Source organism: Haloarcula marina (genome assembly GCF_024218775.1).
GTDB classification, from domain to species: domain Archaea; phylum Halobacteriota; class Halobacteria; order Halobacteriales; family Haloarculaceae; genus Haloarcula; species Haloarcula marina.
The window spans coordinates 36,521-48,728 of the sequence record NZ_CP100405.1 but is presented as its reverse complement, the minus strand read 5'-3'; the positions used below and the strand labels follow the sequence as shown (position 1 = coordinate 48,728).

The 12,208-nt window shown below is 62.2% G+C and carries 12 protein-coding genes and 1 pseudogene; 8 read left to right on the top strand and 5 right to left on the bottom strand.

The features are described 5' to 3' along the window. Positions 1 to 860: 860 nt before the first annotated feature. Positions 861 to 1,347 (top strand): annotated as a pseudogene (locus NJQ44_RS17835) (aldo/keto reductase); the annotation flags it as partial. 78 nt (positions 1,348 to 1,425) lie between these two features. Here the strand turns inward: NJQ44_RS17835 and NJQ44_RS17830 are convergent. Next, complete coding sequence (locus NJQ44_RS17830; RefSeq protein WP_254274564.1) at positions 1,426 to 1,944, bottom strand: hypothetical protein; 519 nt, start codon at positions 1,942 to 1,944, stop codon at positions 1,426 to 1,428. 94 nt (positions 1,945 to 2,038) lie between these two features. On the opposite strand from NJQ44_RS17830, the gene NJQ44_RS17825 reads away from it, so the two are divergent. The 5 genes from NJQ44_RS17825 (at position 2,039) to NJQ44_RS17805 (ending at position 6,623) form a co-directional block, all read left to right on the top strand. Further along, positions 2,039 to 2,836, top strand: coding sequence for a hypothetical protein (locus tag NJQ44_RS17825; RefSeq protein WP_254274563.1), 798 nt, complete (start codon positions 2,039 to 2,041; stop codon positions 2,834 to 2,836). Between the two features lies 1 nt (position 2,837). Next, complete coding sequence (locus tag NJQ44_RS17820) at positions 2,838 to 3,353, top strand: PH domain-containing protein (RefSeq protein WP_254274562.1); 516 nt, start codon at positions 2,838 to 2,840, stop codon at positions 3,351 to 3,353. 4 nt (positions 3,354 to 3,357) lie between these two features. Then, positions 3,358 to 4,569: an outer membrane protein assembly factor BamB family protein gene (locus NJQ44_RS17815; protein ID WP_254274561.1), complete on the top strand. Its 1,212-nt coding sequence runs from the start codon at positions 3,358 to 3,360 to the stop codon at positions 4,567 to 4,569. Beyond that, positions 4,566 to 5,819 carry an outer membrane protein assembly factor BamB family protein gene (locus tag NJQ44_RS17810; RefSeq protein WP_254274560.1) on the top strand — a complete coding sequence of 418 codons (1,254 nt, stop codon included), beginning with the start codon at positions 4,566 to 4,568 and terminating at the stop codon, positions 5,817 to 5,819. The genes NJQ44_RS17815 and NJQ44_RS17810 overlap by 4 nt, the downstream gene beginning before the upstream one ends. Before the next feature lie 147 nt (positions 5,820 to 5,966). Beyond that, positions 5,967 to 6,623: a helix-turn-helix domain-containing protein gene (locus NJQ44_RS17805; protein ID WP_254274559.1), complete on the top strand. Its 657-nt coding sequence runs from the start codon at positions 5,967 to 5,969 to the stop codon at positions 6,621 to 6,623. Positions 6,624 to 6,626: 3 nt separating this feature from the next. Here NJQ44_RS17805 and NJQ44_RS17800 read toward each other — a convergent pair whose 3' ends face one another. After that, on the bottom strand, positions 6,627 to 6,881 hold the full coding sequence (locus NJQ44_RS17800; protein WP_254274558.1) for a hypothetical protein: 255 nt from the start codon (positions 6,879 to 6,881) through the stop codon (positions 6,627 to 6,629). Between the two features lie 243 nt (positions 6,882 to 7,124). Between NJQ44_RS17800 and NJQ44_RS17795 the strand changes: the two genes are divergently transcribed. Then, on the top strand, positions 7,125 to 7,613 hold the full coding sequence (locus tag NJQ44_RS17795) for a dihydrofolate reductase (protein WP_254274680.1): 489 nt from the start codon (positions 7,125 to 7,127) through the stop codon (positions 7,611 to 7,613). A gap of 110 nt (positions 7,614 to 7,723) precedes the next feature. Further along, positions 7,724 to 9,103, top strand: a complete 1,380-nt coding sequence (locus tag NJQ44_RS17790) for an aminomethyltransferase family protein (protein ID WP_254274557.1) — start codon at positions 7,724 to 7,726, stop codon at positions 9,101 to 9,103. A gap of 51 nt (positions 9,104 to 9,154) precedes the next feature. On the opposite strand, the gene NJQ44_RS17785 is transcribed toward NJQ44_RS17790, so the two are convergent. The 3 genes from NJQ44_RS17785 to NJQ44_RS17775 all read right to left on the bottom strand — a co-directional run bounded on the left by NJQ44_RS17785 (position 9,155) and on the right by NJQ44_RS17775 (position 12,140). After that, complete coding sequence (locus NJQ44_RS17785; protein ID WP_256557228.1) at positions 9,155 to 9,973, bottom strand: universal stress protein; 819 nt, start codon at positions 9,971 to 9,973, stop codon at positions 9,155 to 9,157. Positions 9,974 to 10,179: 206 nt separating this feature from the next. Further along, a complete protein-coding gene (locus tag NJQ44_RS17780) occupies positions 10,180 to 11,037 on the bottom strand; it encodes a methylenetetrahydrofolate reductase (RefSeq protein WP_254274556.1) in 858 nt (285 codons plus the stop codon). A gap of 59 nt (positions 11,038 to 11,096) precedes the next feature. Continuing rightward, entirely contained in the window at positions 11,097 to 12,140 is a 1,044-nt protein-coding gene (locus NJQ44_RS17775; protein WP_489146251.1) for a DUF8073 domain-containing protein, read from the bottom strand. Between the last annotated feature and the right edge of the window lie 68 nt (positions 12,141 to 12,208).

Genomic DNA, 12,208 nt, shown 5'->3' with positions numbered 1-12,208 from the left:
GTTTGATGAGGCCGCTGAGGTTCAAACCAATCGTCGTCTGGAACACCTATCGGCCTGCCTCTACAATATGGGTAAGAGGTATGCAGTCGGCGTAGTTCACGAAGAGATCGATACGATCGTACTCTTGAGTCGTGGTCTCGACCAACGGGTTGATGTCGCCGAGCGTGATACCGACCCCTATCAATACATCGAGAAGCGACGGATAACACTGTCTCATTCTGACACCAGTGCATCCTTCTCGTCCGATCATTCGAACTATGATTTAATATACACTAAAGCCAGTACGACGAGCACGTGGACGAGCTCGACCTAGGTCCGTCAGCTCAGAAGGGCGCGTCCCGGCCGTAGGGAAGCACCTACCCACTCATTACAGAGCCAAATAGGCCAATACTGTCCAGATACAGGTAATTATAAATTCAGACTTTCTCTATTGACCACATTCAGGTCTAATATAGATGGGAATAAACGGAAAGTAACTAAATATCTAAACATAACTCCCGATATGTGGGGAACCACCTCGAAAACAAGGTTGGCTTCGAACTCGAACGGAGCGCTGACCCGTGGATGGTCCCGTCCCACGTTCATCTCTGACGCTTTGGGTTGTTATCTAGCAGTCTATTCGAGCCTCCGTCTTCGCCGTAGTTTGTGCTGACCTACGCCGCCCGCGTGCGACTGGCCTTGGTGGCGCGCGCAGGCGGTGAAGATTCATGCCTGGCTGATCCGGACGTGCGCTGGGCCGTCGATCTCGTGGAGTGGTATCCACGATGGTCGCGATGACTGGCACCGGACAGGCCGCGCGAGGTTCCTTGCCGTGGCTAGCTGGCGTCTGTTCCCAGACGAGACAGACCGCGTTTCCATGGGGCGAGATAGCCCACGCTGGCCTCAGTGTCGAAAAGGTCGAGTGGGCAATGAAGGCGATCGAATACGACGTGATCGAATCGGTCCAGAGTATCTTCAATCCGTTCCGTCAGCGTCCCGCCGAGCACTTTTTCGAGCGGGCCGTCGCCGAAGACGTCGGGATTATCGTCCGTGTACCTCTCGCATCGGGGCTGCCCACCGACGCCTTCGACGGGGTCGAAGACTTCGACCCCGACGACTACCGGCGGACGGCCGCTGAGGAAGGTGTGACCGCTGGCGTCGGGGGCGAAGGTGGCGAGACGGTCGCTGGAGTGCCGTTCGAGGCTGGCCTGGACGCCGTTGCCGACCTCCGGCGACTCGTTTGCCGACGACGTTACGATGGCGCAGTTCACCCTCCGGTGGATCCTCGATTTCGAGGCTGTGACGACCGTCATCCCCGGCTCCACGACGCCTGACCACGTCGCGGAGAACACCGCGGCTACCGACCTCTATAGACGGTCGACGGTCGGACCACGCAAAACGGTTGGACAGGTGTTGTCGTGCTTGGCACGATTCGCGAGGGCCGGTCTAGAGGACCGGACCGGGGCGCAGGAACGAGAACACGACCACGTTCACCGCTAAGCCGACTAACGTGGTGACGCCCGCGGCTGTGAGCAAGAGGGCCCCTTCGCGGGCGCTGTAGCGCTGGCGAACCAGATAGCCAGAGGCGAGAGCGACGATGCCGAACAGGTACGGTGCGACGACGACGGCGAGAACGGCCGAAAAGACGCCGACGAAGAACACCAGTCCGTGCCGGTCACCGGCCCGGCCGTGTCGTCGACGAAATTGTGAGAGGGCGTAGGCAGTCCCGGTCAGCAGGTTGAGGCCCGGAAGAAGCAGGCCGACGACGACTGGCCAGGAAAACGCCCCCGTGCGCCGCCCGTCGACGACGATAATGGGTAACAGGACCAGCGAAGCACCCCAGCAGACCCAGACGAGATTGAGTAGCGGCACGATATCGAGCAGGAACGCGAGAACGAGGCCTGCGGTCCAGAGCGACACAGTCACCGTTACGAGGAGTGGTAGTTTCCCGGCGCGCGAAGTCATATCCGAACAGTGTAATTGTCGATACTAAAAACAGACCATTCAAAATTTACAACGAAACCATAAGGTATACACCTACGATAAGAATGGATACCGTATGGCTGTTAGAGGGGTCGGCGCGATATTGCGGGGTGCGTTTGACGCGGTGTTCCGCCCACACCGATTCGTCGAGTTTCAGACGGACTCGTACGGGGCCTCTCGACTCGGCGTGATTCGCCAGTTGGGGTCGCTCCTCGCCGTGTATTTCGTCAACTTAATCGCGTACGCCATTCCGCTGACGCTGGCTGGTATCGGTATCCAGTCGACGCAATCCGCGCCGAGCAACTTCGGGAACCTCGTCAGCGCGTACGGTATCGACCCGACGGCCAGTTGGCGGGTGCTGTCGGCGTTCGTTCAGAACAGCCTGTACATCTCGATTGCGACGCTCATCACGCTAGTCACGTTTCACGCCGGTGTGCTCATCGTCCGCGATTCGCAGGGTATCGTCCAGAGCATGCACACGGTGGTCTACACCACGAGCGCGTATCTCGTTGCGACGTTTTCGGCAGTGTGGTACCTCACGAATCAGGCGGGCGTGAGCGGCGCTCGCGAACTCGTTCGGAACCTGCAGGCCGCGTTCGTCTACGCTATTATCGACGCGGTCGGGGCGGGACTGGAACTGCCCGCAGGTCGACCTGAGTCGCTCGGCGTGAACACGCTCTCGACCGAAGGGGAGTGGATACTGGCGATACTCGTGATTACGCTCTTGTACTACCTGTTCTCGCTGTACCTCGGCGCGCGAATAAACCACCGCGCGACGCGGAGCAACGCCGCTATCGCTGTGGTCGCCGTCGCGCTCTCGCCGCTCGTCTACGTCACCGGCTCTATCCTCGCGTACACATTCGGATTCGCTTGACATGTCACGACAAGACCCACAGACCCCGGACGCAACGGCCAAATCGACCACCGAAGACACCGTGGTGCTCAGAACGAACCCGACGACGAAACCCACCCTGATTCGCCTCGGCGTCGTCCTCTTGCTCACTCTCGGGGTGTTCGGCTACCTCCAACTCAACCCAGAAGCACTCGGATCGCCGGACATCACGAATACGGGGGCGATCGTCGTCCTGCTCCTCGGGCTGATACTGACGGTCCGGTTCCTGATTCGGACGCTCGTCCTCGTCCGAACGACGTACGTTGTCACCGATGATCACGTCGAACAACGGTACGAACTCCTGTTTCGGACCCACTCGAAGGGCGTCAGATTCGACAAACTGCGGAGCCACGAACTGACGCAAAACCGAATCCAGTCGGTGCTGGGCTACGGGACGATTTCGATGAACCGAGGGTTGGGTACCCTCCGGTTAGAAAGCGTGAACGACCCAGAAACCGTCTACGCGGCCGTTCAGGCAGGTGCCAAACGGGCGGATTAATTTCGTGCGACGCACCGACTCCGCTCCGCCGACGAGTCGACGCCGCTATCTCACTGCGCTCGCGGCCGCGGTCAGCACGGGTGGCTGTCTACAGTTCACCGAACCGGCGACGACTGCCACCGACGAGCAACGGGAGACGGCGCAGTCAGGCGGAGCCAGCGACGAGACGACAACAGAAACCGAGGCGGCGCGAACGAACACCTCGACTGCGAACCAGTCGTCTGGGGCGGCGTGGCGTGCGAGCGCGAACGCACCGTTCGTCGCCGGGCCAGTCGTCGCTGACGGGACCGTCGTTGCGACCAGTCTCGACCGGCACGTGTACGGATTCGACGCGACGACCGGCCGACAGCAGTGGTCCGCCAACAGCGAGACGGAACTAGACAAGGGCCTGACTGTCGTCGACGGCGTCGCCGTCGCGGCGGGAGTCGAGGAACAGTTGGGGGTCGCTATCAACGATGGTTCGGTAACGTACCGGAAGTCCGGATTCGAGAACGGGACCCGTGAACAGGCCGCCGCAGCCGACACAGTGTATCAGTGTGGAATACAGGGCGGCCTCAGGTCCCTCGACCCGGTCACCGGTGACCGTCGGTGGCTGGCGACGAGCGAGGAACCGCGCGTCGTGGTCGACCACGACGGTGACACGGTGTGCGTGGGGCTCCACCCGACCGGCCATCACGGGGCACCACCGTGGGCCTTCGCTGGTTTCGACGCCGCCACGGGCGAGGAACTGTGGTACGTCGAGCGCAATATCGAGGACGCGAACGCCAACCCGAGCGTCGCCGTCGCTGGTGGGACGTGTCTCGCGTACAACGGTGGGTCACACCACATGGTCATCGACGCACGGTCCGGCGAGGTGCGTCGGGAGGTCACGGATTCGCGAATCGGACGGCTCTACGGTAGCACGGACGACGATATCGTCGTCAGCCGCGGTGGGAAATTCGAAGCTATCGACGGCCAGACGGGAAAGACACGTGTACGGACCACGGTCGGTCCGGGGACCCCCGACGCCACGCACCTCGGCGACGGGACGTTCTGGTTCCTCTCGGGGACGACCCTCTACCGATTCGACATCGACAGCGGCGAGGCGGCGACAGTGGGCGACCTTGCACTCGACGGGACACAAGTCGGAGACCGCGACGGCGGACTGGCTGTCGTCGGCGAGACGGCGTTCGTGACGACTAGCGACGCGCGCATCCACGCACTCTCACTGCCATGACTGGGAAGGAATCAGAGGCTCGGTCCGAACCCCATCGCTGGACGCGACGCGGTTTCGCCAGCCTGCTCGCAGGTGCCGTCTCCGCTGGCTGTCTCCGCACGGGGACCGGCGACGCGACGCCGACCGCGAGCGGAACCGACGCGCCGCCGGGAACGACGGAGGCTGCAGCGGCGACAGCCATCGACGAGAACGCGGCGACGAACGCGGACACGGACACGCCCAGCGGACTCGGGGAAGCGTGGGCGACGGACCTGTCGGGGCGGACCAACGTCGTTCGAGTGGCACCCGACGGGGACACCGTCATCGTCGGCGGGCTAGAGGGCATCAGTGCGGTGTCGGCGGCCGATGGCACGGTGGCGTGGACGACTGACACCTCAATGCTGTTCACGCTCCCCGCGGTGACCGCGTCGACGGTCTATGCGCCCGGCGATGACGGCACGCTCTATGCCCTCTCGCAGTCGGACGGGTCGACGCGATGGACGTTCGAAGCAGAGACGGGTCTGACGACGGTTCCGCTCGCTGTGACGGAACGCGACCGCCTCATCGTCGGTGCTGGAGAGACCGGCGGCAGGACGGTCGGGGCCGTCGGCGAATCGGAGTACGATCCGACGTATCTGTACGCGCTGGATATGACGGGTACCGAAGTCTGGTCAATCGAAACGGCGAACGGGGACCCGGTGTCGGCCGTCGCTGTCCACGACGACCGCCTCTATCTGCGGACGTACAACCGCATCGAAGCCCACTCGCTATCGGACGGAACCCGGACGTGGCGCGTCGGCCCGCACGACGTTCAGTGGGAAAACATCAGTCGCACGCCGTATCGCGCAAGGCGAATGTTCGCCGACGAGAACGGCGTGTACGCTCCGACACGCGACGGTATCACCGCCCTCGCCCCCGACGGGACGAAGCGCTGGCGGTTCGAACCGTTCGATAGCCCGTCGCGGTACCAGTATGCCCCCGGGACCCTGTTTGTCGGTGCAGAGGACAACGCCGTGTACGCCGTCGATACCGCCGACGGGTCACGACGGTGGCGCACGCAACTCGACGGGGCGGTCAACGTGTTGGTTCGCGATGGAGAGGCCCTCTGGACAGGTACTGAGGCCGCGACCATCGGACAGTTGGACGCCGAGAGCGGTGAACAGGTGTTCACCCACGGCGTCGCCGACGCCGTCGCGGCCGGTGACGCCGTCGGTGCGACCGAGTTCTTCTGCATGACTGGACAGACGCTCAGCAAGTACGAGCGGCGATAGGTCGAGGTGCGTGTTCGACTGGACCGGCTGTCACAGATTTGACAACGCCTAGCAAATGGTAAACACTATTATACGGCCACCATCTACCGTTCGTAAGGAATCGCGGGGCAGCGACGGGGTGCTCCGCCACGAACACGGAAGTCCGCTATGTCTGTCACAGCGAAGATACACATCGAGCACGAAAACCTCGCTCTGGTCCCGACGTTACGGACGCTGAGCGACGTCAATATCCGGGTCATCACGGAAGGGACCACCGCACCCGGGGCGACCAATTTCCCGTTCCTCATCGAGTATCACGACCGGGCGGAACTCGAATCACATCTCGACGACGACCCGACCGTCGAGGGGTACGAACTCGTCGACTGGACAGACGACACCGGTATCTACTACATCGCCCACACGTCGGAGACGTTGCTCATCAGTACCCCCGTTACGGAAGTCAACGGCTTCCTGGTCAACACGGAGACGAAGGGCAACGGGTGGCTCGCGCGCCTATTGCTTCCGAACAGGGCGGCGCTCAACACCATTTGGGAGTTCGCCACGGACAACGACATGTCCTTCGAGATAATCGAGATTTACGGCAACGATGACGCCGGAACCGATACCTCCTACGGCCTGACCGACGAGCAGATGGCGGCGCTGAAGACGGCCTACCGGAAGGGGTATTTCGGCGAACCACGAGAGATTTCGTTGGACGAGGTGGCGGCGGAGATGGACCTCTCCTCGACGGCGATGAGCGGGCGGCTCCGCCGGGGAATGCGCAATCTCGTGGGCGCGACTATCATCGACGTCGAAGAGGAGTAACGGCTACTGTTGTCGATACACCGGGCGAAGTGCCGTCGCGTCTTTGTCGTACCCCAGCCAGACGCTCAGCCCGGCGGCGACGAAGATGAGGTAGACGGGAAACAGACAGAGGAGCGCGTATCCCGCGAACAGCAATTCGATGATGCCGAACCAGTACAGTGCCCCGATTGTGACGAGACCGACTATCGCGCCAGCTTTCAGCCCGAGGCTGAAGGCGTGGGCGGCGTCGGGCCCGGGTGACGTGAGGGTCGGTTCCATACATCTATTACGCCGTGGATAGCGATAAGTGGACCGAATTCGCCGCTACTTTCGCGCACTTCACTCTCATTTAATCGTTATATCTGGATACTTATGTTCATATTTGCGTGGTACACTCACACAGTCCGGCCGATATACGCTTAGTTCTGTCATATATGAGTCCGAACGGTGACAGTTCGGAGACCAGGCGGCGTCCAGCGCGGGTCGAAAAACTAACTCGGAGGGAGCCCTAGGTTCATGCCGATGAAAATATCGCTCGTGGCCGCCGTGGCCGCTAACGGTGTCATCGGTGCGGATGGTGGCGTTCCGTGGCATTTCCCCGAAGACCTGACACACTTCCGGGAGACGACCATCGGTCATCCGGTGGTCATGGGTCGACGGACGTTCGAGACGATAGTCGATGCCGTTGGCGGACCGCTTCCCGACCGGGACAACGTCGTGTTGACGACGCGTCCGGAGTGCCTGCCGGACGGCGTGACTGCGGTGGAGTCCGTTCCCGCCGCCCGCGATGCGGTCCGGCGTCACCACGCTGACACCGCCTACGTGGTCGGCGGCGGGTCGGTGTACCGACAGTTCCTCCCGGTCGCCGACGAACTCGTCCTGACGGAACTCGACGATGCATACGAGGGCGATACGACGTTCCCGTCTGTCGACTGGGAACGCTGGCGGGCGGTCGACCGTGACCGGCACGAGTCGTTCGACATCGTAACCTACGCTCGCTCGTCGATGTAGCCAATCTCGTTGCGGTGGATTGGGCCGTCGGTCAGCCGGTACCGCGTATAAAAATGGATGTTGTTATCCGGGCTATCTTTTATTAGCAATTGCAGATATGTTCTACAAGCATGTCCGGTAACGAGGAACACCCAAACCACCCGAGTATCGACCAGTCCGACCGGACGGTTCCACGGAACCTGCGTCAGACTGGCGACCCCGGCATCGAGATGCTTGTCTCGACTCGCGTCCGGAAATCACCGTTCTTCCATAAGTCCTTCAACGAGGAGGGGGCGTGGCGTGCCACCGTCTACAACCGACTCTATCACCCCCGCGGTCTCATCGAGGACGAGGACGGCGGTGTGATGAAGGAGTACGACGCGCTGACCAACGACGTTACGCTCTGGGACGTCGCCGTGGAGCGCCAGATTCGCGTGAAGGGGCCCGACGCGGAAGCGCTGACAAACTACGTCGTCACCCGAGACGTGACGACCATGGACGCGATGGACGGGAAGTACGTCATCCTCTGTAACGAGGACGGCGGCGTACTCAACGACCCGGTCCTGCTGCGCCCCGAGGAGGACGAGTTCTGGTTCTCCATCTCCGACTCGACGCTGATGCAGTGGCTCCAGGGTGTCAACGTCGACAACGACTTCGACGTCGAAATCGACGAGATCGACGTCGCACCGATGCAGATCCAGGGCCCGAAGGCCCTCGACGTGATGGTCGACGTCGTCGGCGAGGAAGTCAAAGACATCCCCTACTACGGCCTCATGGACGCCGAAATCGACGGCGTCGACGTCCTCATCAGTCAGACTGGCTTCTCCGGCGAGGAAGGTTTCGAGGTCTACGTGAAGGATGCCTCGAAGTACGCCGAGCGCGTCTGGGACCCAGTCATGGCGAGCGTCAAGGACCACGGCGGCCGCCAGATTGCGCCGGGGCACCACCGCCGCATCGCGGCCGGTATCATGTCCTGGGGCCAAGACCTCGACCACGAGACTTCCCCGTTCCAGGTCAACCTCGGATATCAGGTGCCCGACGACAAGGAGGCCGACTACATCGGCAAGGAGGAACTCGAACGCCAGGCGGAACTCATCGAGAACGGCGAGTTCCCGTTCGAACACAAACTCATCGGCCTCAAGATGGCTGGCGAACCCATCCGCGACTACGCGCCTGACTTCTGGATTATCTCCGACCCCGATACCGGCGAAGAGTGTGGCTACCTCACCTCGCCGTGGTGGAACCCGGACCTGGAGACCAACATCGGCATGGGCTTCGTTCCCGCCGACAAACTGCAGGAAGTCACGGACACGCCGCTCAACGACGAGATTTACGAGGAGGACCTGAACCTCGAGTTCCAAGTCCATCTCCCCGACGAGTACGCCGAGGAACCCGGCGAACCGGTGTTCGCGACGGTGGCGAAAGTGCCGTTCAAAGAGTCGGTCAACCCGAGTGCGCGCGAGCAGGCGAAACTCAACGCCCGCGCGGAAGCCGAGAGTACCGACGACTGATTCGGGCGGTCGGCCCAGCACCCCGTTCTCCGGACTGTTCCGGCGACGGGCCTACCCGGTAATCGTGACGGGTTGATTTGCCGACAGGAGGATGTCCTGTGCGGTGCTGCCCATGATTACTTTTTGTACGCCGCTCCGCTTTCGCCCGCCCATGACGATGCTGTCTGCGTCTCGGTCGTTCGCGACGGCGAGTATCTTCCGTTCGACTTCGCCGCCGATAGCCGTCCGCTCGACCGCGACACCTCGTTCTTCGAGGAACTCGGCCGTGTCGACTGCGGCGCGAATCTCGCCGAACTCGTGTTTCGGCGCGCCGGTGTAGTCCTGATGTGGGAACACGTACAGCACCGTCGCGTGAACGTTCTCGGTCGCCAGCGGCAACCCGGCGACGTATTCGGCCTGCCGCCGGGCGCGTTCGCGGTCACGGTCGACGGGCACGACCACGTTGCGCCGTCCGTTGCTGAACCTCATCTCTGACCCAGTAATCGTGACCGGACGCTCCGCAGAGAGGAACACGTCCTGCACGACGCTCCCTAGTAACACCGCCGCGACACCCGAGCGTTTTCGACCGCCCATGACGATTTCGTGGCTATCCCGTTTCTCGACGGTATCGATAATCTCTTGAGCGGCACCACCGGTCTCGACACGCCGGGTCACGTCGACGCCGTTCGATTCGAGATAGTCGGCCGCGTCGACGGCCGAATCGATCTCGTCGAACCTCAGTTCGCCCGCTCGACTGGCTCTACCAGGCGGGAACACGTATAGGACCGTTGCCTCGACTGCTCCACTGTCTCCGTCGAGGGCGGAAACGTATCTCGCCTGCTGCATCGCTCGGTCCGCGTTTCTATCGACTGGAACCAGTATTCGGTACATCTCCCCAGTAACTTCAACCCGAATGGTATTATTACCTCTCCTACAACTTGGGGGTATCGACTCTGCGAGGCGACTTTGCTCGTTTTGGAAGTCTAACGGCCACGCTCGGTCGTAGAGCAGACATTCGGCGGACTTCCACCCGCGGAGCCGTCGACTGCGGTAGCGAGTTCCCCACCGTTCAAAAACGGGTTGCGTTTCGCCGGGGACTACGAGAGCCGACCGTGTCGCCAGTCCTCGGTGTCGGGCGTCTGGTTGAAGGTGTAGATGTGGATGCCGCGGATGCCGTACGCGTCGTCGTCGACGTACGGGCCCAGGCCGTCGACGAGGGCGTCGGGTTCGTACGTCCCCCGCGAGCCGACCAGTTGCTTGACGAACCCGAGGATGCCGGTCGTCTTCTTGAGGAACTTGATGGAGTCGCCGACACCGACCTTCTGGGAAATCTGCATCAGCCGTTGGTACTTCATCACGCCGGGGATGCCGATTTCGACGGGGAGTTCGACGCCGCGGTCACGGATGTCCTCTATCCACGCCAGTACGGTGTCGGGGTCGTAACAGAGCTGTGTGACGATGTAGGTGGCGTACGGTTCTTTCTTCTGCATGGCCTCGGCGAGCGTCTCGTCGTCGAGGAAATCGTGGCCCTCGGGATAGCCCGTGATGCCGACCTCGTCGAACTCGTAGTCCATCCCGTCGAGCGTCGATAGCAGGTCGTAGGCGGACTCGAAGTCGCCCGCGGGTTCCTCCCGGTCGCCGCCGGGGACGAAGATATCCGTGACGCCAGCGTCGACGAGGCGCTGGGCGATGTCCGCGAGGTGGTCACGGTCCTCGACGTAGCGGGCGGCGATGTGCGGGACAACCTCGAACCCCTTTTCGACGGCCAGTTCCGTCTTCTCGATGGTCCGGTCGATGCCCAACTGCGGCGAGGTGGTGATGGCGATAGTGGCCCCCGATGGGAGGTGTTGTATCTCCTCGTCGAAACTCTCGAACGGCATCAGTTCGAATCGCGCGTTCGCGAGGAGCGTCTCGACACCTTCCTGCGTTCCGGAGACGCGGGATTTCAGAGCCATTTCTTGTCTGAAAGTAGCGGTGGAGTCACTTTTGCTTGTGGGTGCTGTTACCAACCCGTTTATGTACCGGGTGAGGCAGGCTTGCTGACAGCGCACTGCCGGATGCGTTTTACCACTTCGTTCTTCGAGGCGGGTCGCTCCGGACCGTCGATGCGGTGGACCACGAGGTCCAAGACGTTGAGTTGTCTGAGGAGGTCCCGGGTCCGGTCGTGGTCGACGTCGAGGGTTCGCTGGACCTCGTAGACGGCCGTCGAATTGACCACGGCGTCGACGATGTCCTCGACGGTGACGCCCTCCGGGAGACCGATGCCGTCGGTGACGAACTGCTCGTCCGGAACGGGTTCGACCGCGACCGCCGACGTCGCGGTGTCGGCGTCTTCGACGGCTGGCGACTCCGTCTCCTCGTCGTCGGACGCGTGCTCGGTCGTGTCGTAAGTGGTCGGGTCGTGGATGTCCGCTTCGATCATGTACCGTCGCACTGTCTCGGCCGCGACGTCCATCTCGATGCGGTCGCTCATCTCGGTGAACGTCTCGCAGGACTCGTAGAGGACGCGGAGGTAGTCGGTGTCGTCGTAGGCGGGCACGTCCGCGGAGCGGGCCGCCGCGAGTCGGGCACCCAGCGGGTCGTCGCCGTCCGCATTCTCGGTGGTCGCAGTCGTCTCCGTCTGTGCCTCCTCGGCGGTCACATCGCCGTCCGCGCTCCGGGTGGCCGTCTCGTCTGTCGGGCCGTCCGACCCGCTCCCGTCGACGGACTCGATACGAAATCCGACTGTCATGATGAGTTCGCCGTCGTCGACGTGGACCGCCCGCTCGTCGGTTGCGACCACCGTGTCGGGGTCGGTTGGTTCCGGGAGGAAGTCCGACACGGAAAACGTGATAGAGAGGCCGCCGTTCCCCGTCAGCGACGCCTGCTCCGGTGTGAGCGACGTATCGAGCGTCCCGCTTGATGCCGCACAGAGGGACACCGGGACGGTCAACTCGACGGCGAGCGCACCGGCGTGTTCTGTGTCTGTCGTGACCTCCACGTTTCGGACTGACCGGCCACGGGATTCGAACTGCTCGACCACGCGAGTGAGGACATCGAACGATTCTTGGAGGCCCATGAGGTTGTTTATCTATGACACATTGTGTGTCATAGACTTACATGCGGAATACTCAACCCATTCAAAAG